We start from the raw sequence: 21,188 nt of genomic DNA on the forward strand, positions 1-21,188 counted from the left end.
CGCGTCGGCGGATTTGCTTCCGCCACCCTCCGTCCCATCGACTCGGTGAAAGGTGCCGCCCGTGACGCACGACGAGGCAAGCGACAAGGAACGACATGCGGGAGGCTCGCTGCCCGGTTCGGAAGCGGGCCTCCCCGGCAGGGACCGGCCCAGGACCGACCGGGTCGTGTTCGGCGTCACCGCCGTGCTCACCCTGGCCTTCGTGATCTGGGGCGCCGCGGCGACCGACTCCCTCGAAGACGTCTCCACCAGCATGCTCAGCGGCCTGATGCACAACGGCGGCTGGGCGTTCATGCTGGCCGCCTCCGGCTTCGTCGTGTTCGCGCTGTGGCTCGCGGCCAGCCGGTACGGCCGCATCCACCTCGGTGCCGAGGGCGAGGAGCCCGAGTTCCGCACCGTGTCGTGGGTCGCGATGATGTTCAGCGCCGGCATGGGCATCGGCCTGATGTTCTACGGCGTGAGCGAACCGCTGTCGCACTACACGACCCCGCCGCCGGGCACCGACCCGGCCGACTCCGGTGACCGCATGGAGGTGGCCATGGCCACCACCCTGTTCCACTGGACGCTGCACCCGTGGGCGATCTACGCGGTGGTCGGACTCGCCATCGCCTACAGCACCTTCCGCAGGCGGCGCCGCCAGACCATCAGCGCCGTCTTCACCCCGCTCATCGGCAAGCGGCACGCGAACGGCGTCGGCGGCCGGGTCATCGACATCCTCGCCATCGTCGCGACCGTGTTCGGCTCGGCGGCCTCGCTGGGCCTCGGCGCGCTGCAGATCGGCTCCGGCGTGCAGGAGCTGGACTGGATGGACAAGGTCAGCACCGGGCTGCTCGTCACCATCATCGCGGTGCTGACGCTGGCGTTCGTGGCGTCCGCCGTGTCCGGTGTCGAACGGGGCATCCAGTGGCTGTCCAACATCAACATGGTGCTGGCGCTGGTCCTCGCCCTGTTCGTGTTCGTGGCGGGGCCGACCATCATCGTCCTCGACCTGCTGCCGTCGTCCGTCTTCGCCTACCTCGGCGAGCTGCCGGAGCTCGCCGGGCGCACCGAGGCCAGCGGCGGCGAGGGCGTCGCCGACTGGCTGAGCAGCTGGACGGTCTTCTACTGGGCGTGGTGGATCTCCTGGACGCCGTTCGTCGGCATGTTCATCGCCCGCATCAGCCGGGGCCGGACGATCCGGCAGTTCATCGGCGGCGTCATCCTCGTGCCCAGCACGGTCAGCCTGATCTGGTTCGCGATCTTCGGCGGCTCGGCGATGAAGCTCCAGGAGCAGCGCAGGCTCGGCGAGGAGGCCACGCCCGAGGGGCAGCTGTTCGCCGTGCTCCAGGAGTACCCGATCGCGACCGCTACGAGCCTGCTGGTGATGATCCTCGTCGGCATCTTCTTCGTGTCGGGCGCCGACGCGGCGTCCATCGTGATGGGCAGCCTGTCGCAGAAGGGCGCGCTCGAACCGGGCCGTCTGGTCGTGGTGTTCTGGGGTGTGGTCACCGGTGCCGTGGCGGCCATCATGCTGCTGGTCGGCAGCGGCCAGGGCGACGCGCTGCAAGGTCTGCAGAACCTGACGATCCTCGCGGCGGCGCCGTTCGTCGTCGTGATGATCCTGATGTGCGTCGCGCTGATGCGGGACCTGCGCCGGGACCCGCTCATCGTGCGCGGCGAAATGGCGGGCGAGGCCGTCGAGATGGCCGTCATCGAGGGCCACACCAAGTACGACGGCGAGTTCCAGATCCGGGTCGGCCCCGGCCCCGGCACGGAGGTGGAGGGCGACCCGATCGGCAAGCACTGACGACCGGGACGCACTCCGCGACGCACTCCGGGACACGCACCGGGACGCGCTCCGGCCAGTGCTGCCGGTCGCAGCACTAGCGGGAGGCGGTCAGTTCGGCCGCCTCCCGCGCGCAGCCCCAGGCCACGGTGACGCCCGCGCCGCCGTGGCCGTAGTTGTGCACCAGCACCCGCCCGTCCGCGAGCGGTTCGCGTTCCAGCCGGACCGCGTCCCGGGCGGGCCTGAGCCCCACCCGGTGCGCCAGCACGCGCGCGTGCGCGATCTCCGGCCGCAGCGCGGCGCACCGCCGCACGATCGCCTCGGCCACCGCCGGGTCCGGCTCCCGCGACCAGGCGTCCTCCTCGGCCGTGCCGCCCAGCACCAGCCGGCCGGGCTGCGGGAAGAAGTACGCCATCGCGCCGTCCGGGCCGGTCGACACCAGCCAGGTGCGGATGCCCGGGTTCTCCACGACGACCAACTGCCCGCGCACCGGCCGCACGGACGGGTCCGGCACCAGCTCACGGGCGCCCAGGCCCGTGCAGTTGACCACGACGGGCGCCTCCGCCTCCGCCAGGTCCGCCACCGCGCGCTCCTCGACGACCCCGCCGGCCCGGCCCAACCGCTCCCGCAGCCAAGGGAGATGAACCGACATGTCGACAAGCGGCAGGCGCGCCCACAGCCCGCCCCCGCCGTACTCCTCGGCCGTGGCCGCGCGCAGCCCCGGCAGCCGGGCCGTCGCCCACGAGTCGAACGCGTCCAGGCCGGTCTCGCCCAGTACCCCTTCGACCATCCGTACGCCGGTCGACCCCGGGTCCGCCGCCAACTCCTCGTACACGTCGAGGGAACGCAGCGCCCACGCGCGCGCCCGCGCGAGCGGCTCGATCCGGTAGGGCCACCACAGGGCGCCCGCGACCGCCGAGGTGGTCAGCTCGGCCGGCTCCCGCGTCCACACGCGCACCCGCCTGCCGCTCTCGGCGAGGACCACGGCCGTGGTCAGGCCGATCACCCCGCCGCCGATCACGACGACGTCGCCATCCTGTTCGTATGCCACGGCGGGGACGTTAGCGGAATGCGCCGTGCCGTGCTCACGGCGGCCCCGCGCTGGGGATACTCACAGCATGTCTGCCGCGTACGCGACCTTCGCCCTGGCGCCGGCGATGCGGGCCGGCGGAGTCCGCGCGGACGGTGAGTACCAGGTCCACCGGGACTTCGTGGACTTCATCGTCGACGGACGCCCGTTGCTGTTCCGGCTCGCCGACCTCGACGCCGTGTCCCCGCTCGCCTCCGACGTGCCGCCCGCCATCTTCACCGCGCAGGTGCGGGGCCTGCTGCTGGAGACGGACCCGCCGCTGCCGGACGGCCGCCACGTCGTCTACGGCTGCCCCGAGTGCGCGGACCTGGCCTGCGGCGCTGTCACCGCCGTCATCGAGGCCGACGGCGACGACTACGTCTGGCGGGACTTCGCCTGGCAGACCACCGAGCGGGCCGACCTGGAACTGGGCGGTTACCACGGCATGGGCCCGTTCCGGTTCCGCGGCGCCGAGTACCGCGCCGCGCTGGCCGCCCTGCTGGCGGACCCCGCCGACCCGCCCCGGCGCCGGGTGCTCCTGATCGGCGCCCGCGTCGCCGTGCTCGCCGGACTCGCCGCCGCGCTGCGCACCATCGGCATCGGCGCCGACATCGCCCACGACGTCAGCGGGGTGACCGCCGAGGAACTGCGGTCGTACGGCGCCGTCGCCTTCGGGCGCGCCGTCGGCGAGCGCGAACGCGCCGCCGTGCGCGGCGCCTTCGACCGGGCCGGCGTGGACGTGGCGTACGTCGACGGACTCGCCCCGATCGTGCCGCTGCTGGTCGCCCAGATCGAGCAGGCCCTGGACGCCGGCCCGGCCGGCGGGCACCGCCTGACCGCGCTGACCGTCACCGGCGGCGAGGCGGTCGTCGAGGTCGCCTCGCCCTGCCGGGTCACGCTCACCGCGTACCGCCTGGACCGGCTGTACCGCGGCCACACCCGCGAGGTCTTCGACGGCGTCCTGGACACCGGCCGGCACGCCGTCGCCCTGGACTCGAAGGCGGCGCGGGGACAGTCCTTCGTGGTGGCGCGCACGGCGGGAACGGTGCTGGTGACGGCCGTGACCCCGCGCACCGGCGGCAGAAGGCCGGGCAGGCGGGCCACGCGCGCCGGCGGCTAGGATCTGCGGTCTGATGACTGCCACCCTCGTCGCGAAGAACCTCGCCGCCGGCCACGGCGACCGCTCCCTGTTCACCGGCCTCGACCTCGTCGTCGCGCCCGGCGACGTCATCGGACTCGTCGGGGCCAACGGCGCGGGCAAGTCCACCCTGCTCAGGATGCTCGCCGGGCTCACCGCACCCGAGGAGGGCGAGCTGCGCCTGTCCCCGCCCGAGGCGAGCGTGGGACACCTCCCGCAGGAGCCGGAGCGCAGGCCCGGCGAGACGGTGCGGGAGTTCCTCGCCCGCCGCACCGGCGTCGCCGAGGCCCAGCGCACCATGGACGAGGCGACACAGGCACTGGTCGAGGGCGCGCCCGGCGCCGACGACGCCTACGCGACGGCCCTGGAGCGCTGGCTGGCCCTCGGCGGCGCGGACCTCGACGAGCGCGCCGAGGAGGTCGCCGACTCCCTCGGCCTCGCCGTCGACCTGGACCAGCCGATGACGTCCCTGTCCGGCGGCCAGGCGGCCCGCGCCTCACTGGCGTCCCTGCTGCTGTCCCGCTACGACGTCTTCCTGCTGGACGAGCCCACCAACGACCTCGATCTGGACGGCCTGGAACGCCTGGAGCGGTTCGTCTCCGGCCTGCGCGCCGGCACCGTCGTCGTCAGCCACGACCGCGAGTTCCTCGCCCGCACCGCCACCAAGGTCCTCGAACTCGACCTGGTCCAGCAGCAGATCACCCTCTACGGCGGCGGCTACGAGGCCTACCTGGAGGAACGCGAGGTGGCCCGCCGGCACGCCCGCGAGGAGTTCGAGGAGTACGCCGACAAGAAGGCGGCGCTCCAGGACCGGGCGCAGATGCAGCGTTCCTGGATGGACAAGGGCGTGAAGAACGCCCGCCGCAAGGCCGGCAACGACAACGACAAGATCGGCCGCAAGTTCCGCAGCGAGGCCAGCGAGAAGCAGGCCGCGAAGGCCCGGCAGACCCAGCGCATGATCGAGCGCCTCGACGTCGTCGAGGAGCCCCGCAAGGAGTGGGAGCTGCGCATGGAGATCGCGGCGGCCCCGCGCTCCGGCGCCGTCGTGGCCGCCCTCCGCGACGCCGAGGTGCGGCGCGGCCCGTTCACCCTCGGCCCGGTGACACTGCAGATCGACTGGGCGGACCGGGTGGCCGTCACCGGCGCGAACGGCTCCGGCAAGTCGACGCTGCTCGCGGCGCTGCTCGGCCGTGTCCCGCTCGACGCCGGGCACGCCGCGCTCGGCTCCGGCGTCCTGGTCGGCGAGGTCGACCAGGCCCGCAAGCTGTTCCACGGCTCGCAGTCGTTGCTCGACGCGTTCCGCGCGGCGGTCCCGGACACCGAACCGGTCGAGGTCCGCACGCTGCTCGCCAAGTTCGGCCTGAAGTCGGAGCACGTGCTGAGGCCGGCGGCGACGCTCTCACCGGGCGAACGCACCCGCGCGGCCCTCGCCCTCCTCCAGGGCCGGGGCGTCAACCTCCTCGTGCTGGACGAGCCCACGAACCACCTCGACCTGCCCGCCATCGAACAGCTGGAGTCCGCCCTGGACGCGTACGAGGGCACCCTGCTGCTGGTCACCCACGACCGCCGCATGCTCGACGCGGTCCACGTGACCCGCCGCCTGGAGGTCACGGACGGCAAGGTGACCTAGCGCTTCCCGCCGCGCAGGAGGGCGCAGACGAAGTCCTCCTGCACGGCGCGCAGTTCGCGCAGCAGGTCCGGCTTGAGGCTCCGGTTGATCTGGGTCGTGGCCGAGAAGGTCAGCGACTTGCGCCCGTCCGGCGTCGCCGCGAGCAACTGCGTGTATCCGGGGGTGTTCCCGGTGTGCCCCAGGACCACGCCGCAGCGGGTGCCGTAGCGGAAGAGGGCGAGCCCGGCCCGGTTGTGCCCGGGCCCGGCCGGCTCGGACGCGCCGGCGACCCAGCGGCGCTGCTCCCGCAGGACGTCGCGGCCGTACAGCGCGCCGCCGACGTAGCCGCGGACGAAACGGGTGACGTCGGCGGGCGTGGAGACGATGCCGCCCGAGGCCCACACCCCGGACATGCCCAGCGCCTCGCTGACGTCCTCCGGCGGAGCGGGCGGGCTCACGTCGTAGCCGTGCAGATACGGCCTCGGCATCCGGTTGCCCTGCGGCAGACTCGTGTTCCGCAGCCCGAGCGGCCGGTACACCAGCTCCTCCAGCAGTCGCTCGTACGGAGTGCGGGTCACGGCCTCCGCCATCAGGGCGACGGCGATGTTGTCGGAGTTGGAGTACTGGTAGCGCGAGCCCGGCGTGAAGCGCAGCGGCTCGTCGGCGACGAAGTCGAGGAGCCGGCGGGAGTCGAAGCGGTGCAGGGGGTTCGCGCGGATGGCGGCGACGAACTCGGGGTCCGCGCTGAAGTCGGGCAGCCCGCTGGTGTGGTTGAGGAGCTGACGGAGCGTCACCTTCCCCCACGCCTTCGGCAGCCGGGGCAGCCGCTCGCGCAGGGTGTCGTCGAGGCGCAGGTCGCCCAGCCGGACGAGGCTGAGCGCGACGGCGCCGCTGAACGCCTTGGCGGCGCTGGCGATGCGCATGTGGTCGTGCACGCGGGGCGGGCGGCCGGACTCCAGGTCGGCGACGCCGGCCCGGACGATCCGGGTGTCTCGGCCGTCGCGCAGCACGGCGACGACACCGGGAGGCCCGCCGGGCGCGCGGACCAGCGCCTCCAGCCGGTGGCGCAGCGGGTCCCCGGTGCCCGGCGCGGGCGGCGCGGCGGCGGCCGGGGTGACGAGGGCCAAGCAGGTCGCGATCAGCGCGACCGCGCCGGTACGAGGGCCGAGCGGGCGGCGGCGACGCGGGACGGCGGGACGGTACGGCATCGGCTCTCCGAGGGGGACGGAACCGGACGGGGAATCCAGCTTCCCCTCACCCCCGCCGCCCCCGCGGCCCGCACTGCTGCATCCGGCCCAAGCCCGCGAGCACCAGCACACGCCCCCGCAGCCCGAACTGCCGAGCATCGCCCCGCAGCCCGAGCTGCCGAGCATCCGGCCCTGGCCTGGCCCGCCCCTCCCACGCGGCGGGCCCGAACCGCCAGCGAGTCCGGTCCCCGGCGCTCCACGTGGCCGGCCCGGGCCTCGTGGTGGGGCCGGGGAGGCCCGGCGTGTGTGGTCAGCGCTTGCCGTTGCCCCCGTTCAGCAGGCCCGCGCGGCGCAGGGCGTCCGCCATGGCGCTGTTGGCGGGCGGAGTCGCCTGACGCGAACCGCCGCCGCCACCGCCTCCGCCGCCACCCCGGCCCTGGCGCTGCTGCGGCGGCCTGCCGCCCCGCTGCTGCCGCCCGCCGCCGCCCTGCCGCTCCTGCGGCGCGGCCTCGTCGTCCAGCCGCAGCGTGAGCGAGATCCGCTTGCGCGGGATGTCCACGTCGAGGACCTTCACCTTGACGATGTCACCGGGCTTGACCACGTCCCGCGGGTCCTTCACGAACGTCTTCGACATCGCGGAGACGTGCACCAGACCGTCCTGGTGGACACCGACGTCCACGAACGCGCCGAACGCCGCCACGTTCGTCACGACGCCCTCCAGGATCATCCCGGAGGAGAGGTCGGAGATCTTCTCGACGCCCTCCTTGAAGCTGGCCGTCTTGAACGCGGGGCGCGGGTCGCGGCCCGGCTTCTCCAGCTCCTTGAGGATGTCGGTCACCGTCGGCAGACCGAACGTCTCGTCCACGAAGTCCTGCGGCCGCAGCGAGCGCAGCACCGCCGTGTTGCCGACCAGGGACGCGACCTCCTGCCCGCTGGTCTTCACCATGCGCCGCACGACCGGGTACGCCTCGGGGTGCACGCTGGACGCGTCGAGCGGGTCGCTGCCGCCGCGGATCCGCAGGAAGCCCGCGCACTGCTCGTACGCCTTGGGGCCGAGCCGGGGCACCTTCTTCAGCTCGGAGCGGGACGTGAACGGGCCGTTGGCGTCGCGGTGCGCCACGATGTTCTCCGCGAGGCCGGAGGTGATGCCGGAGACACGGGCGAGCAGCGGCGCCGACGCCGTGTTGACGTCCACGCCCACGCCGTTCACACAGTCCTCCACCACCGCGTCCAGCGAGCGCGACAGCTTCACCTCGGACAGGTCGTGCTGGTACTGGCCGACGCCGATCGACTTCGGGTCGATCTTCACCAGCTCGGCCAGCGGGTCCTGGAGCCGGCGGGCGATCGACACGGCGCCGCGCAGCGAGACGTCCATGTCCGGCAACTCCTGCGAGGCGAACGCGGACGCCGAGTACACCGAGGCGCCGGCCTCCGACACCATCACCTTCGTCAGGTTCAACTCGGGGTGCTTGGCGATGAGTTCACCGGCGAGCTTGTCCGTCTCGCGGGACGCCGTGCCGTTGCCGATGGCGATCAGCTCGACCGCGTGCTCCTTGGCCAGCCGCGCCAGCCTGGCGATCGCCTCGTCCCACTTGTTGGCCGGCACGTGCGGGTGAATCACGTCCGTCGCCACGACCTTGCCGGTCGCGTCGACCACGGCGACCTTGACGCCCGTACGGAAACCGGGGTCCAGTCCGAGCGTGGCGCGCGTGCCCGCGGGGGCGGCGAGCAGCAGGTCCCGCAGGTTCGCCGCGAACACGTTGACCGCCTCGTCCTCGGCGGCCGTGCGCAGCCTGAGCCGCAGGTCGATGCCGAGGTGCACCAGAACACGGGTGCGCCAGGCCCAGCGCACCGTGTCCTTCAGCCACTTGTCGGCCGGCCGGCCGCGGTCGGCGATCCCGAAGCGGTGCGCGATCATCCCCTCGTACGAGGACGGGCCGTCGGTCGGCTCCTCGGGCTCCAGGACGAGGTCGAGGACCTCCTCCTTCTCGCCGCGCAGCATCGCGAGGACGCGGTGCGAGGGCAGCTCGGTGAACGGCTCGGCGAAGTCGAAGTAGTCGGCGAACTTCGCGCCCGCCTCCTCCTTGCCCTCCCGCACCTTGGCCGCCAGCCGCCCGCGCGTCCACATCCGCTCGCGCAGCTCGCCGATCAGGTCGGCGTCCTCCGAGAACTTCTCCGTGAGGATCGCGCGGGCCCCGTCGAGCGCGGCCTGCGCGTCCGCGACGCCCTTGCCGGCGTCGACGAAGGCCGCCGCCGCGGCCTGCGGGTCGACCGTCGGGTCGGCCAGCAGGCCGTCGGCGAGCGGCTCCAGCCCCGCCTCGCGGGCGATCTGCGCCTTCGTCCGCCGCTTCGGCTTGAACGGCAGGTAGATGTCCTCCAGGCGCGCCTTGGTCTCCGCGCCCCGGATGCGGGCCTCCAGTTCCTCGGTGAGCCTGCCCTGCTCGCGCACCGATTCCAGGATCGCCGTGCGACGGTCCTCCAGCTCCCGCAGGTAGCGCAGCCGCTCCTCGATCGTGCGCAGTTGCGCGTCGTCGAGCATCTCGGTCGCTTCCTTGCGGTAGCGGGCGATGAAGGGCACCGTCGAACCGCCGTCGAGCAGTTCGACGGCGGCCTTGACCTGCCGCTCCCGTACGCCGAGCTCCTCGGCGATCCTGCCTTCGATGGACCCTGCTGTCATGGACGCGGGTGTCGTCACGATCCCGTACCGCCTTCTCACTGAGGTTGCGCGGCAATTGTGGCAGGCGACACCGACAGCCGGGGATCAGGGCGGCACCCCGGCGAGGCGGGCGGGCCGGGTCAGACCCGGCGGCTCCGCGTCGAGGAGGAGGCGCCGCCGAACAGCCGGGCCAGGGCCCGGAAGGGCAGCGTCACGACGGTCGCGATGGCGCCGCCGATCTGGCGCAGGACGTCCGCTATGGCTCGGAACACGAGTTTCCCCTTTCCTCTCCCGGCCGCCCTGGCCGGGAGAGGGCGGGTACCTCAGCCCTTGCCGAACATGCCTTCCGGGAAGGCACCCGCTGCCAGCGCGGTGGTCACCAGCCCGGTGGCCAGCTCCGTCAGCCGGGCCACGCCCGCCTCGCCGAGGTGCTCGTAGGGCGCCCGGTCGAGCCGGTCGGTGGCCTCCTCGACGTCCCGGCGCAGCGCGGTGCCCGCCTCGGTCAGCTCCCCTTCGGCGGTCAGCAGCCCGCGCTCGCGCAGCCGGTCGCAGGCGGCCGTCCAGTCCTCCTGGCGCCAGCCGCGGGTGCCGAGGACCCACTTGGGCGCCATGCCCTTGCCGGTGGCGGTGTGGCTCACCAGGGCCTCCAGCGGGTCGAGTTCGGCGTCGAGCAGCACCGCGAGGTGGCCGTCGCCGCGGTGCTCGCGCAGCAGTGTCGCCGCGTGCCAGAGGGCGAGGTGCGGCGCCTCGGGCACCGGCAGGTCGGCGTGCGCGGCGTACAGCGGGCGCGCGGTCCGCGCGCACGCCTCGGCGGCCCGCAGGGCGAGTTCGGCGGCCTCCGCGACCTCCTTGGAGCCGAGGGTGTCGGCGCCGAGCAGCCGGCGCAGCGTCGTGTCGACGGCACGCGTGCGTGCCGCGAGCACGGCCTCGGGGGACGCGGTGCGCCACACCTCGGGCACGTGCCGGGCGACGAGCTCGTGGTTGAAGTTGTAGAACGTCGCCGTCACCGTGCCGGCGCCCACGGGGCCCATCGCCGCCGCGCGCACCGCGAAGTAGACGGCGCGCTGGTCGGTCACGCCGATCGCGGCGAGCTCCGAGCCGAGGTCGGGCGAGAAGTAGTGGGCGGAGTGCAGCGGGTTGAGGACGTTGTGGCAGCGGCGTCCCGCGCGGGGCGGCAGAGAGGAAGTCATGACCGAACGTTACCGACTGGTTGGTACGCCTTTGAAGGGGCGGGCGGACCCCCGTCCCGCGATGGCAGAAAAGGTGGGAAACTCGTCGTTGCGGTCGCCTCCGGGGCGGCGAACAATCGGTGACATGAGCCGCCGAACCGTCCTCTTCGTCCTCTTCGACGACGTCCAGAGCCTGGACGTCTCCGGCCCGCTCGAGGTCTTCGCGGGTGCGGAGAAGGGCGTCCCCGGCACCTACCGCATCCGTACGGCGTCCCTGGACGGCGCCCCCGTGCGCACCTCCGCCGGCCTGACCCTCGTACCGGACCGGGCCCTCGCCGAGGCGGACGACCCGCACACCCTCGTCGTCCCCGGCGGACAGGGCACCCGCGTCCCCGACCCGCGCCTGACGGACTGGCTGCGCGAGCGCGGGCCGCGCGCGACGCGCCTGGTGTCGGTGTGCACCGGGGCGATCCTGCTGGCCCGCGCCGGCCTCCTGGACGGCCGCCGGGCGACGACCCACTGGGCGTACTGCGACAAGCTCGCCCGCGACCACCCCGCGGTCGACGTCGACCCCGACCCGGTCTACGTGCGCGACGGCCGGATCTCCACGTCCGCCGGCGTCACCGCGGGCATCGACCTGGCGCTCGCCCTCGTCGAGGAGGACCTGGGCCGCGAGGCCGCGCTCACCGTCGCCCGGCACCTGGTGGTGTTCCTGCGCAGGCCGGGCAACCAGGCCCAGTTCAGCGCGCAGCTCGCCGCCCAGACGGCACGGCGCGAACCGCTGCGCGAGGTCCAGCAGTGGATCACCGAGCATCCGGACGCCGACCTCGGCGTCGAGGCGCTCGCCGCCCGCGCCCGGCTCTCCCCGCGCCACTTCGCCCGCGCCTTCCTCGCCGAGACCGGCACGACCCCCGGCCGCTACGTCGACCGGGTGCGGCTCGAACACGCCCGCCGCCTGCTGGAGGACACCTCCGACGGCGTCGAGGAGATCTCCCGCGCCGCCGGCTACGGCACCCCCGAGGCCATGCGCCGCGCGTTCGTCCGCGCCCTCGGGACGGCGCCCGCCGAGTACCGGCGACGCTTCCGCCCCGCACCCACGCCCTGATCCGCCCTCGCGAAGGGACAAACGCCGTGCAGATCGCCGTCGTCCTCTACGACCGCTTCACCGCCCTCGACGCCGTCGGCCCCTACGAGACCCTCGGCCGCCTCATGGACGCCGAGACCGTCTTCGTCGCCGAACGGCCCGGCCCCGTCCGCACCGACATGGGCTCCCTCGCCCTGACCGCCGACAAGAGCCTGGCCGACGTGCCGGCCCCCGACGTCGTGGTGGTGCCCGGCGGGCCCGGCCAGCAGGCCCAGATGGCGAACGGGGCCCTGCTGGACTGGCTGCGCGCCGCCGACGCCACCAGCACCTGGACGGCCTCCGTGTGCACCGGCTCCCTGCTGCTGGCCGCCGCCGGGCTGCTGCGGGGCCGCCGTGCCACGTCCCACTGGCTGGCCACCGGGCAACTGGCCCCGTTCGGCGCCGAGCCCACCGGGGAACGGGTCGTCTTCGACGGCAAGTACGTCACCGCCGCGGGCGTCTCCTCCGGCATCGACATGGGCCTCGCCCTGCTGGGCCGCATCGCCGGCGACGACTACGCCAAGGCCGTCCAGCTGGCCACGGAGTACGACCCGCAGCCGCCGCACGACGCGGGCTCCCCGGAGAAGGCGCCCGCGCACCTGGTGGAGATGTTCCGGGACAACCCGGGCCTCGTCCTCGACTGACCGGCCGGTCCGGCGGCCGTCAGGACACCGTCCACGCGAAGTCCGGCCGCCTGCGCTCCAGGAACGCCGCGACCCCCTCCGCGGTGTCCGCGCTGCCGCGCGCCTGCTGGGCCCAGTGGGCGTCCCGGTCGGTCCGGCCGTTCGCGAACTCCTTCGCCGCGGCCTGCGTCAGCTGCGAGCGCGAGGCCAGGATCCGGGTGAACCCGGCCACCCGGGCGTCGAGTTCGCCGTCCGGCAGCACCTCGTCCACCAGGCCGGTGCGCAGCGCCCGCCCGGCGTCGATCAACTCGCCGGAGAAGAGCAGGTACTTCGCCGTGGCCGGGCCCACCAGGGACACCAGCCGCCGGGTGGAGGACGCCGGGTACACGATGCCCAGCTTGGCCGGCGTCACCCCGAACAGCGCCCCCTCGGCGGCGAACCGCAGGTCGCAGGCCGCCGCCAGCTGGGACCCGCCGCCCACGCAGTGCCCGCGGATCGCGGCCAGCGTCGGCTTCGGGAACGCGGCGAGCGCCTCCTCGGCCCGCACGGCGAGCCCCTGCGCCTCCTCCGGCGAGTTCCGCAGCGTCGAGATGTCGGCGCCCGCGCAGAACGTGCCGCCCTCGCCGGTCAGCACCAGCGCCCGCACGGCCGGGTCGGCCGCGAGCAGGTCGAGCAGCGGCGGCAGCGCCCGCCACATCGCGGCCGTCATGGCGTTCCGCTTCGCGGGGTGGGCGATGACGACCGTGGCGACCGAGTCGGTGACGCTGTGCTGCAGCTGCGGCTCCATGCGCCGGATGCTATCCGGCCCGGTCCCGCGGCCGGCCGGGAAGGGTCGGCGGGCGCGACCCACCGCTCGGTGCCGTGCGCGGCCCGCGCCTGTTACGGACCGCCGGGCAGCGGGGACTCAAGGGGGAGGGGACCGAAGGGGGGCGGAACGAGGAGGCGCAGATGGTGCAGTCCAGCAGGTCCGCCGACGAGGCGGCGAAACTGAGCCGGGGCTTCGGCTGGCTCGCCGCGCTCGGCGTGATCCTGGTCCTCGCGGGCCTCGTGGGCCTCGTCTACACCGGCGTCGCCACCCTGACGTCGATGCTGCTGTTCGGCTGGCTGCTGCTGATCGGCGGCGCCGTGGGACTGCTGCACGCGGTGCAGGCGCGCGGCACCAACTTCTTCTGGCTCGGCGTGGTCGTCGCCGCGCTCAACCTCGCGGCCGGCGTCGTGATCATCCGCAGGCCGGAGGCGGCGGCCGAGGCGCTGACCATGTTCGCGGCGCTGCTGTTCCTCACCGGCGGGGTGTTCCGGCTGGTCGGCAGCCTGGTGGTGCGCGGCCCGCAGTTCGGCTGGACGCTCGTGCAGGGCGCCTTCGGCCTGCTGCTGGGCATCCTGGTGCTGGTCGACTGGCCGAGCAGCAGCCAGTACGTCATCGGCACGTTCTTCTCGCTGGCCCTGCTCTTCGACGGCCTCGGACTGATCGCCACCGGGTTCGGCGGGCGCCGGATCGTGGGCATGGTCTCCGACCGGCTGGCCGCCGAGGACGGGCCGCCCGGGCGGGCCGCGGGGGCGCGGAACGAAACGGGCGAGTCCACCGCCAAACCCGTACAACCCGAATAGTTCGCCAACATGGCACAACCGGGACGGGATCGGTCATCTGCCCGGCCGGGGCGGGCGATTTTGGTCAGAAGCATTCGATAGTCGCTGACTTCTGGTCAGCCATAGGGGGCGGAGCGGGTCGTTACCAACACTCGACATGTGGTGACAATCGAGCGCGAGGGTGGCGACCGGACGATGGAGAACCACGGGCGCGGGCCCGGTCCACGCCCAGAGGGCACAGGCGTACCCGTCGACCGGAGACCTCCCGGCCCACTGCCGTACGAAGGAGTCTGGCGGTTCACCGCCCCAGCCGTCGACGCGTCGGTCCCGCAGGCCCGGCACGCCGTGCGGGACCTGCTCCAGCGACAGGGCGTGCCGGTCGCGGACGACGTCGTCCAGGGCCTGCTCCTGATCGTCTCGGAGCTGGTGACGAACGCCGTCAAGCACGCGGCGCTGCTGTCGCCGATGCTCGCCGTGGAGGTCGCCGTCGGCGCGGAGTGGATCCGGGTGTCCGTGGAGGACAACCACCCCTACCGCCCGACGGCCCTGGAGACCGACCACGGCCGCACCGGCGGCCGGGGCCTGCTGCTGGTGCGCGAGATCACCAGGGAGGCGGGCGGCGTGTGCGACGTCGAGCACACGGCGAGCGGCGGCAAGGTGATCTGGGCCGCCCTGCCGCTCAAGCCCGAACATCTGCCCTGACGGGCCTCACCAGCCGGCGGAGGGGCCCGTCAGCTCCCTGATCGCGGGGCGGGCCGCGTCCAGCACCGTCATGAACCACGCGGAGAACGTGTCCTTCGCGTGCCGCTCCATCAGCTCGCCCGGGGTGACGAAGGCGGTGTCGCCGATCTCCTCCGGGTCCGGGCGCAGCGGGGACTGCACCAGGCCGACGAACAGGTGGTTGTACTCCTGCTCCACCAGGCCCGAGGCGGGGTCCGGGTGGTTGTAGCGGACGGTGCCGGCCTCCGCGAGGAGCGACGGGGAGACGCCGAGCTCCTCGAACGTGCGCCGGGCCGCCGCCGCGAACGGGGCCTCGCCCGGGTAGGGGTGCCCGCAGCAGGTGTTCGACCAGACGCCGGGGGAGTGGTACTTGCCCAGGGCCCGCCGCTGGAGCAGCAGCCGCCCGCGCTCGTCGAACAGGAACACCGAGAACGCGCGGTGCAGCCGGCCCGGCGCCCGGTGCGCGTCGAGCTTCTCCGCGGTGCCGATCGTCACACCGTTCTCGTCGACCAGTTCCAGCAGAATCGCGTCAGCGGTGCCGTTCGACGCGCTCTGCGTCGCGGTGGCAGGTGTGGTCGGCATACCCATCCTTCACATCGGTCGTCGCGCCCAGTGTGCCGCACGTGTCCGGCACTCCCGGCAATTCCTCACGGCGCCCGCGAGTCCCGTGCGCCAGTTGATGATCATGCCCGGGGCGCCTGGCGGAAATGCGTCCGGACCGGGGTCGCGGGGTGAACGCCACCGGCGCGCGCCGGTCCGGCGCGCCGCCTCGGGGCGCCCTCGCGCGCGGTTCAGTGGCAGAGCCGCGCCTCGTGCTCGGCGTGCCCGCTCGGCTCCAGCTGGAAGGTGCAGTGCTCCACGTCGAAGTGGTCGCCCAGGCAGCCCTGCAGCTCGTGCAGCATCTTCTCGTGGCCCAGCCCGGTCAGGACGTCGCCGCGCACCACCACGTGCGCGGACAGCACCGGCATCCCGGAGGTGATCGTCCAGGCGTGCAGGTCGTGGACGTCCTCGACCCCGTCCAGCGCCAGGATGTGCGCCCGCACCTCCGCCATGTCGACGCCCTTCGGCGCCGCCTCCAGCAGGACGTCCACCGTCTCCCGCAGCAGCTTCCAGGTGCGCGGCACGATCATCAGCCCGATCACCAGCGACGCGATCGGGTCGGCGGCCTGCCAGCCCGTGGTGAGGATCACCAGCGCCGAGACGATCACCGCGACCGAGCCCAGCGCGTCCGCGGCCACCTCCAGGAAGGCACCCCGTACGTTCAGGCTCTCCTTCTGGCCGCGCATCAGCAGCGTCAGCGACACCGAGTTCGCCGCCAGACCGATCAGGCCGAACACCACGGTCAGCCCGCCCTCGGTGCCGGCCGGCGTGACGAACCGCTCTATCGCCTCGTACAGGACGTAGCCGCCGACGCCGAGCAGCAGCAGACAGTTGGCGAGCGCGGCGAGGATCTCGGCACGCGCGTACCCGAAGGTGCGGTTGCCGGCCGGCGGCCGGTTCGCGAAGTGCACCGCCAGCAGCGCCATCCCGAGGCCCACGGCGTCCGTCGCCATGTGCGCCGCGTCCGCGACGAGGGCGAGCGAGTCGGCGAGCACACCACCGACGATCTCCACGACCATGACGCCGAGCGTGATCGCCAGCGCGACGCGCAGCCTGCCCCGGTACGCCGCGGTGGCCGTGCCTCCCGCCGGCGCCCCGTGCGCGTGACCGTGATCGTGCCCAGCCCCCATGGCAGCAGCCTCCCGTGTTCCGCCCGGCTCACAGTGAACAACGGGCAGGGGGTATCGGGCAACGCGGCACTGAACACCGTTGTCATGTGCCCTGACCTGCGTAAACGGTGCGCAGGTCAGGCAGTCGCGAGCGGTCCGGCCGGGCGGTGGCGCGGGCGGCGCACGCCGGGTGCGGCCGGCCCGCGGCCCCGCCCCGGCGCAATGTCCCCGATGCCCGGGTCTGGGTGCCGTGGTTTGTCGGCCGGGCGCCGAATCCCGCAAGATGATCGCCACGGAGGCGAGCAGACCGCGTCGACCGGACCGTTAACGGCCGGTGAACACGGGCTTCCGGTCATCCGATAGCCTCTGCCGACATGCCGCCCGGGAGCCACCGGCACGGGCGCCCCCAACATGCACACCACCGGCGCGGACGTGCCGGCACCCAGGGAGTGAGCAACGGTTGTCGACCGCCATCCTCACCGGCCGGCCGGTACCCGGTTCGTCGATCGAGGCCGACCTGCGGTCCCTCGGCTTCGACGTCCGGACCGCTGCCGACGCCGCGACCGCCGAGACCCTGCTCGCCCAGGTCCCCGGTGACGAGCGCGTCGCCGTGGTCGACGCCCGCTTCATAGGCCACGAGCACGCCCTGCGCCTCGGTCTGACAGACCCCCGCTTCCCGCTCGCCGCGATCCCCGGCGCCGTCACCGCGCAGCCCGCCGGCCGCCAGGCACTGACCCGCGCCATGGCCCGGGAGAACTCCGCCGCCGGCGGCACCACCCTCGTCGGCAGCCTCGCCGACCGCGTCGCCACCGCTCTCGAGGCCGACGGCGCGCCCCTGCACCGACCCGACCTCGGCAGTCTCGTCGCCGCCGTCCCGGCCGACCCGCAGGCCCGCGAGGAGACCCGGCAGGCCGTCGCCGCCGTCGACGACGAGGCCGTACGCCTGAAGTCGGCAGTGAAGGCCCGCGACGGCTTCTTCACCACCTTCTGCATCAGCCCGTACTCCCGCTACCTCGCCCGCTGGTGCGCCCGGCGCGGGCTGACCCCGAACCAGGTCACCACCGCCTCGCTGCTCACCGCGCTGATCGCGGCGGCCTGCGCGGCGACCGGCACCCGCGGCGGGTTCGTCGCCGCCGGCGTGCTGCTCGTCGCCTCGTTCGTGCTGGACTGCACCGACGGACAGCTCGCCCGCTACTCCCTGCAGTACTCCACGCTCGGCGCCTGGCTCGACGCCACCTTCGACCGCGCCAAGGAGTACGCCTACTACGCCGGCCTAGCCCTCGGGGCCGCCCGCGGCGGCGACGACGTGTGGGCGCTCGCCCTCGGCGCGATGGTCCTGCAGACCTGCCGGCACGTGGTCGACTTCTCCTTCAACGAGGCCAACCACGACGCCACCGCCAACACCAGCCCCACCGCCGCCCTCTCCGACAGGCTCGACAGCGTCGGCTGGACGGTCTGGCTGCGCCGCATGATCGTGCTGCCCATCGGCGAACGCTGGGCGCTGATCGCCGTCCTCACGGCCGTCACCACCCCGCGCGTCACCTTCTGGGTGCTGCTCGTCGGCTGCGCCTTCGCCGCCGCGTACACCACGGCGGGCCGCGTGCTGCGCTCCGTCACCCGCCGGGCCCGCCGCACCGACCGCGCCGCCCGGGCGCTGGCCGACCTCGCGGACACCGGGGCGATCGGCGAGGGCCTCGCGCACGCGCTGCGCGGCGTCGCCGCCCGGCTGCCCGGCTTCGCGCCCCCCGCGCTCGCCCTGCTCGGCGGCCTCGCGGTGGTCGCCACGGCCCTGTTCACCGACTTCGGCGGCCCCTGGCCCGTCGTGGGCGCCCTGTTCCACGTACTGACCTCGGCGCTCGCCGTCGCCCGCCCTCTCAAGGGCGCCCTCGACTGGCTCGTCCCGCCCTTCCTGCGCGCCGCCGAGTACGGCACCCTGCTCGCGCTGGCCGCGAAAGCGGAGGTGAACGGAGCCCTTCCGGCGGCTTTCGGGCTGGTGGCGGCCGTCGCCTACCATCACTACGACACGGTGTACCGCATCCGCGGCGACGCGGGGGCACCTCCGCGCCTGCTGGTGCGGGTCATCGGGGGGCACGAGGGCCGCACACTGGCCGTCGCCGTCCTGGCGGTCCTGCTCACCGCCCCGCAGTTCACGGTCGCGCTCACGGTGCTCGCCGTGGCCGTGGCCCTCGTGGTGCTCGCCGAGAGCATCCGCTTCTGGGTCGCCTCCCACCTCGGGGGCGCACCCGCCGTACACGACGAAGGAGAACCCGCATGATCGGCCTCGTGCTGGCCGCAGGCGCCGGACGGCGACTGCGCCCCTACACCGACAGCCTTCCCAAGGCACTGGTGCCGGTGGGGCCCGCCGGCATAGAGGGGGAGCCCACGGTCCTCGACCTGACCCTCGGCAACTTCGCCGAGATCGGCCTGACCGAGGTCGCGATCATCGTCGGCTACCGCAAGGAGGCCGTGTACGCGCGCAAGGAGGCCCTCGAGAAGAAGTACGGCCTCAAGCTCACCCTCATCGACAACGACAAGGCCGAGGAGTGGAACAACGCCTACTCCCTGTGGTGCGGCCGTGACGCCCTCAAGGACGGCGTGATCCTCGCCAACGGCGACACCGTCCACCCGGTCTCCGTCGAGAAGACGCTGCTCGCCGCCCGCGGCGACGGCAAGAAGATCATCCTCGCCCTCGACACCGTGAAGTCGCTGGCCGACGAGGAGATGAAGGTCGTCGTCGACCCCGACAGGGGCATGACGAAGATCACCAAGCTGATGGACCCGGCCGAGGCCACCGGCGAGTACATCGGCGTCACCCTCATCGAGGGCGACGCGGCCCCGGAGCTGGCCGACGCGCTGCGCACCGTCTGGGAGAAGGACCCGCAGCAGTTCTACGAGCACGGCTACCAGGAGCTCGTCAACCGCGGCTTCCGCATCGACGTGGCGCCGATCGGCGACGTCCAGTGGGTCGAGATCGACAACCACGACGACCTCGCCAAGGGACGGGAGATCGCGTGCCGCTACTGACCCGGCTCATCCCCGCGCCCGTCGTCGTCGACATCCGCCCGGGCGCCCTGGACGACCTCGGCTGCGTCCTCGCCGACGAACGCGTCTCGCACTCCGGCAAGCTGGCCGTCGCCGTCAGCGGCGGCTCCGGCGCCCGGCTGCGCGAGCGCATCGCCCCGCTGCTGCCCGGCGCCACCTGGTACGAGGTCGGCGGCGGCACCCTGGACGACGCGATCCGGCTGGCCGGCGAGATGAAGAGCGGCCACTTCGACGCGGTCGTCGGCCTCGGCGGCGGCAAGATCATCGACTGTGCCAAGTTCGCCGCGGCCCGCGTCGGCCTGCCCCTGGTCGCCGTGCCGACGAACCTCGCGCACGACGGCCTGTGCTCCCCGGTCGCCACCCTCGACAACGACGCGGGCCGCGGCTCGTACGGCGTGCCGAACCCGATCGCGGTCGTCATCGACCTCGACGTGATCCGCGAGGCACCGGTCCGCTACGTGCGCGCCGGCATCGGCGACGCCGTCTCCAACGTCTCCGCGATCGCGGACTGGGAGTTGGCCAACCGCGTCAACGGCGAGAAGATCGACGGCCTCGCCGCCGCCATGGCCCGCCAGGCAGGCGAGGCCGTACTGCGCCACCCCGGCGGCATCGGCGACAACGACTTCCTCCAGGTGCTCGCCGAGTCGCTGGTCCTCAGCGGCATCGCCATGTCCGTGTCGGGCGACTCCCGCCCGTCCTCCGGGGCCTGCCACGAGATCAACCACGCCTTCGACCTGCTCTACCCCAAGCGGGCCGCCGCCCACGGCGAGCAGTGCGGACTGGGCGCGGCCTTCGCGATGTACCTGCGGGGCGCGCACGAGGAGTCGGCGTTCATGGCCGAGGTGCTGCGCCGGCACGGACTTCCGGTGCTGCCGGACGAGATCGGCTTCACGACGGACGAGTTCGTCGCGGCCGTGGAGTTCGCCCCGCAGACCCGGCCCGGCCGCTTCACCATCCTCGAACACCTCGACCTGAAAACCGACCAGATCAAGGACATCTACGCCGACTATGTCAAGGCCATCGGTAGCTGAACTCCGTCCGGTCGTGCACCCCGCGGGGGTCAAGGACCGGCGCAGCGGTGAGCACTGGATGGGACGCCTCTACATGCGCGAGGTGTCCCTGCGGGTGGACCGCTATCTGGTGAACACCAGGGTCACGCCCAACCAGCTCACGTACCTGATGACCGTCTTCGGCGTGCTCGCGGCCCCGGCCCTGCTGGTGCCGGGGATCACGGGCGCCGTGCTCGGCGTCGTCTGCGTCCAGCTGTACCTGCTGCTGGACTGCGTCGACGGCGAGGTCGCGCGGTGGAAGAAGCAGTACTCCCTGGGCGGCGTCTACCTGGACCGGGTCGGCGCCTACCTCACCGACGCCGCCGTCCTCGTCGGCCTCGGCCTGCGCGCCGCCGACCTGTGGGGCACGGGCCGCGTCGACTGGCTGTGGGCGTTCCTCGGCACCCTGGCCGCCCTCGGCGCGATCCTGATCAAGGCCGAGACGGACCTGGTCGGCGTCGCCCGCCACCAGGCCGGCAAGCCGCCGGTGAAGGAGGCCGCCGCCGAGATGCGCTCCTCCGGCATGGCGCTGGCCCGCCGGGCCGCCGCCGCGCTCAAGTTCCACCGGCTGATCCTCGGCATCGAGGCGTCGCTGCTGATCCTGGTCCTGGCCCTCGCCGACCAGGTCCGCGGCGACCTGTTCTTCACCCGGCTGGGCGTCGCGGTGCTGGCCGGCATCGCGCTGCTCCAGACCGTGCTGCACCTCGTGTCCATCCTCGCCTCCAGCAGGCTGAAGTGAGCG

19 protein-coding genes are annotated in these 21,188 nt (G+C 73.5%); 11 read left to right on the forward strand and 8 right to left on the reverse strand.

Annotated elements, in window-relative coordinates; translation table 11 throughout:
* Positions 1 to 61: 61 nt before the first annotated feature.
* A complete protein-coding gene (locus ACZ7D7_RS16345; RefSeq protein WP_470824965.1) occupies positions 62 to 1,786 on the forward strand; it encodes a BCCT family transporter in 1,725 nt (574 codons plus the stop codon).
* Between the two features lie 76 nt (positions 1,787 to 1,862).
* Here ACZ7D7_RS16345 and ACZ7D7_RS16350 read toward each other — a convergent pair whose 3' ends face one another.
* Entirely contained in the window at positions 1,863 to 2,816 is a 954-nt protein-coding gene (locus ACZ7D7_RS16350; RefSeq protein WP_470824966.1) for an FAD-dependent oxidoreductase, read from the reverse strand.
* A gap of 67 nt (positions 2,817 to 2,883) precedes the next feature.
* On the opposite strand from ACZ7D7_RS16350, the gene ACZ7D7_RS16355 reads away from it, so the two are divergent.
* Both ACZ7D7_RS16355 and ACZ7D7_RS16360 read left to right on the forward strand, forming a co-directional pair.
* Positions 2,884 to 3,954 carry an oxidoreductase gene (locus ACZ7D7_RS16355; protein WP_470824967.1) on the forward strand — a complete coding sequence of 357 codons (1,071 nt, stop codon included), beginning with the start codon at positions 2,884 to 2,886 and terminating at the stop codon, positions 3,952 to 3,954.
* Between the two features lie 13 nt (positions 3,955 to 3,967).
* The gene (locus tag ACZ7D7_RS16360; protein ID WP_470824968.1) at positions 3,968 to 5,602 is read left to right on the forward strand and encodes an ABC-F family ATP-binding cassette domain-containing protein; all 1,635 of its coding nucleotides are present in this window, start codon (positions 3,968 to 3,970) and stop codon (positions 5,600 to 5,602) included.
* Here ACZ7D7_RS16360 and ACZ7D7_RS16365 read toward each other — a convergent pair.
* From ACZ7D7_RS16365 to ACZ7D7_RS16380, 4 genes are all read right to left on the reverse strand, one after another.
* On the reverse strand, positions 5,599 to 6,789 hold the full coding sequence (locus ACZ7D7_RS16365; protein WP_470824969.1) for a serine hydrolase domain-containing protein: 1,191 nt from the start codon (positions 6,787 to 6,789) through the stop codon (positions 5,599 to 5,601). The genes ACZ7D7_RS16360 and ACZ7D7_RS16365 overlap by 4 nt on opposite strands.
* A 289-nt stretch (positions 6,790 to 7,078) precedes the next feature.
* A complete protein-coding gene (locus tag ACZ7D7_RS16370; protein ID WP_470824970.1) occupies positions 7,079 to 9,463 on the reverse strand; it encodes a Tex family protein in 2,385 nt (794 codons plus the stop codon).
* A 101-nt stretch (positions 9,464 to 9,564) separates the two neighbouring features.
* Positions 9,565 to 9,696, reverse strand: a complete 132-nt coding sequence (locus ACZ7D7_RS16375; protein WP_010042827.1) for an LPFR motif small protein — start codon at positions 9,694 to 9,696, stop codon at positions 9,565 to 9,567.
* A gap of 51 nt (positions 9,697 to 9,747) precedes the next feature.
* Positions 9,748 to 10,614 carry an SCO6745 family protein gene (locus tag ACZ7D7_RS16380; protein WP_470824972.1) on the reverse strand — a complete coding sequence of 289 codons (867 nt, stop codon included), beginning with the start codon at positions 10,612 to 10,614 and terminating at the stop codon, positions 9,748 to 9,750.
* Positions 10,615 to 10,738: 124 nt separating this feature from the next.
* On the opposite strand from ACZ7D7_RS16380, the gene ACZ7D7_RS16385 reads away from it, so the two are divergent.
* Both ACZ7D7_RS16385 and ACZ7D7_RS16390 read left to right on the forward strand, forming a co-directional pair.
* Entirely contained in the window at positions 10,739 to 11,698 is a 960-nt protein-coding gene (locus ACZ7D7_RS16385) for a GlxA family transcriptional regulator (RefSeq protein ID WP_470824973.1), read from the forward strand.
* A gap of 26 nt (positions 11,699 to 11,724) precedes the next feature.
* Positions 11,725 to 12,360, forward strand: coding sequence for a DJ-1/PfpI family protein (locus ACZ7D7_RS16390; RefSeq protein WP_470824975.1), 636 nt, complete (start codon positions 11,725 to 11,727; stop codon positions 12,358 to 12,360).
* A gap of 19 nt (positions 12,361 to 12,379) precedes the next feature.
* Here the strand turns inward: ACZ7D7_RS16390 and ACZ7D7_RS16395 are convergent, their stop codons facing one another.
* Positions 12,380 to 13,126, reverse strand: coding sequence for an enoyl-CoA hydratase/isomerase family protein (locus ACZ7D7_RS16395; RefSeq protein WP_470824977.1), 747 nt, complete (start codon positions 13,124 to 13,126; stop codon positions 12,380 to 12,382).
* A 161-nt stretch (positions 13,127 to 13,287) separates the two neighbouring features.
* On the opposite strand from ACZ7D7_RS16395, the gene ACZ7D7_RS16400 reads away from it, so the two are divergent.
* Both ACZ7D7_RS16400 and ACZ7D7_RS16405 read left to right on the forward strand, forming a co-directional pair.
* The gene (locus ACZ7D7_RS16400) at positions 13,288 to 13,947 is read left to right on the forward strand and encodes an HdeD family acid-resistance protein (protein WP_470824979.1); all 660 of its coding nucleotides are present in this window, start codon (positions 13,288 to 13,290) and stop codon (positions 13,945 to 13,947) included.
* A gap of 174 nt (positions 13,948 to 14,121) precedes the next feature.
* Positions 14,122 to 14,628: an ATP-binding protein gene (locus ACZ7D7_RS16405; RefSeq protein ID WP_470825340.1), complete on the forward strand. Its 507-nt coding sequence runs from the start codon at positions 14,122 to 14,124 to the stop codon at positions 14,626 to 14,628.
* Between the two features lie 6 nt (positions 14,629 to 14,634).
* On the opposite strand, the gene idi is transcribed toward ACZ7D7_RS16405, so the two are convergent.
* Both idi and ACZ7D7_RS16415 read right to left on the reverse strand, forming a co-directional pair.
* The gene (gene idi, locus ACZ7D7_RS16410; protein ID WP_470824980.1) at positions 14,635 to 15,228 is read right to left on the reverse strand and encodes an isopentenyl-diphosphate Delta-isomerase; all 594 of its coding nucleotides are present in this window, start codon (positions 15,226 to 15,228) and stop codon (positions 14,635 to 14,637) included.
* A 209-nt stretch (positions 15,229 to 15,437) separates the two neighbouring features.
* Entirely contained in the window at positions 15,438 to 16,376 is a 939-nt protein-coding gene (locus ACZ7D7_RS16415; RefSeq protein ID WP_470824982.1) for a cation diffusion facilitator family transporter, read from the reverse strand.
* A gap of 439 nt (positions 16,377 to 16,815) precedes the next feature.
* Here ACZ7D7_RS16415 and ACZ7D7_RS16420 point away from each other — a divergent pair, with 439 nt between their 5' ends.
* The 4 genes from ACZ7D7_RS16420 to ACZ7D7_RS16435 are packed head-to-tail and all read left to right on the forward strand — an operon-like array spanning position 16,816 to position 21,185.
* Complete coding sequence (locus tag ACZ7D7_RS16420; RefSeq protein WP_470824984.1) at positions 16,816 to 18,630, forward strand: DUF5941 domain-containing protein; 1,815 nt, start codon at positions 16,816 to 16,818, stop codon at positions 18,628 to 18,630.
* Positions 18,627 to 19,379 (forward strand): phosphocholine cytidylyltransferase family protein, encoded by a 753-nt coding sequence (locus tag ACZ7D7_RS16425; protein WP_470824986.1) that lies wholly within the window; start codon positions 18,627 to 18,629, stop codon positions 19,377 to 19,379. Before ACZ7D7_RS16420 ends, ACZ7D7_RS16425 begins: the two co-directional genes overlap by 4 nt.
* Positions 19,367 to 20,428 carry an iron-containing alcohol dehydrogenase family protein gene (locus tag ACZ7D7_RS16430; protein ID WP_470824987.1) on the forward strand — a complete coding sequence of 354 codons (1,062 nt, stop codon included), beginning with the start codon at positions 19,367 to 19,369 and terminating at the stop codon, positions 20,426 to 20,428. Before ACZ7D7_RS16425 ends, ACZ7D7_RS16430 begins: the two co-directional genes overlap by 13 nt.
* Entirely contained in the window at positions 20,406 to 21,185 is a 780-nt protein-coding gene (locus ACZ7D7_RS16435; RefSeq protein ID WP_470824989.1) for a CDP-alcohol phosphatidyltransferase family protein, read from the forward strand. The genes ACZ7D7_RS16430 and ACZ7D7_RS16435 overlap by 23 nt, the downstream gene beginning before the upstream one ends.
* Positions 21,186 to 21,188: the final 3 nt, after the last annotated feature.

The organism is Streptomyces sp. NPDC037054 (assembly GCF_055606745.1).

Coding starts and splice junctions, on each gene's coding strand:
- ACZ7D7_RS16395 (WP_470824977.1), bottom strand. CDS start 13,126: ATGGAGCCGCAGCTGCAGCACAGCGTCACCGACTCGGTCGCCACGGTC.
- ACZ7D7_RS16425 (WP_470824986.1), top strand. CDS start 18,627: ATGATCGGCCTCGTGCTGGCCGCAGGCGCCGGACGGCGACTGCGCCCC.
- ACZ7D7_RS16360 (WP_470824968.1), top strand. CDS start 3,968: ATGACTGCCACCCTCGTCGCGAAGAACCTCGCCGCCGGCCACGGCGAC.
- ACZ7D7_RS16400 (WP_470824979.1), top strand. CDS start 13,288: ATGGTGCAGTCCAGCAGGTCCGCCGACGAGGCGGCGAAACTGAGCCGG.
- ACZ7D7_RS16415 (WP_470824982.1), bottom strand. CDS start 16,376: ATGGGGGCTGGGCACGATCACGGTCACGCGCACGGGGCGCCGGCGGGA.
- ACZ7D7_RS16380 (WP_470824972.1), bottom strand. CDS start 10,614: ATGACTTCCTCTCTGCCGCCCCGCGCGGGACGCCGCTGCCACAACGTC.
- idi (WP_470824980.1), bottom strand. CDS start 15,228: ATGCCGACCACACCTGCCACCGCGACGCAGAGCGCGTCGAACGGCACC.
- ACZ7D7_RS16355 (WP_470824967.1), top strand. CDS start 2,884: ATGTCTGCCGCGTACGCGACCTTCGCCCTGGCGCCGGCGATGCGGGCC.
- ACZ7D7_RS16435 (WP_470824989.1), top strand. CDS start 20,406: ATGTCAAGGCCATCGGTAGCTGAACTCCGTCCGGTCGTGCACCCCGCG.
- ACZ7D7_RS16365 (WP_470824969.1), bottom strand. CDS start 6,789: ATGCCGTACCGTCCCGCCGTCCCGCGTCGCCGCCGCCCGCTCGGCCCT.
- ACZ7D7_RS16385 (WP_470824973.1), top strand. CDS start 10,739: ATGAGCCGCCGAACCGTCCTCTTCGTCCTCTTCGACGACGTCCAGAGC.
- ACZ7D7_RS16405 (WP_470825340.1), top strand. CDS start 14,122: ATGGAGAACCACGGGCGCGGGCCCGGTCCACGCCCAGAGGGCACAGGC.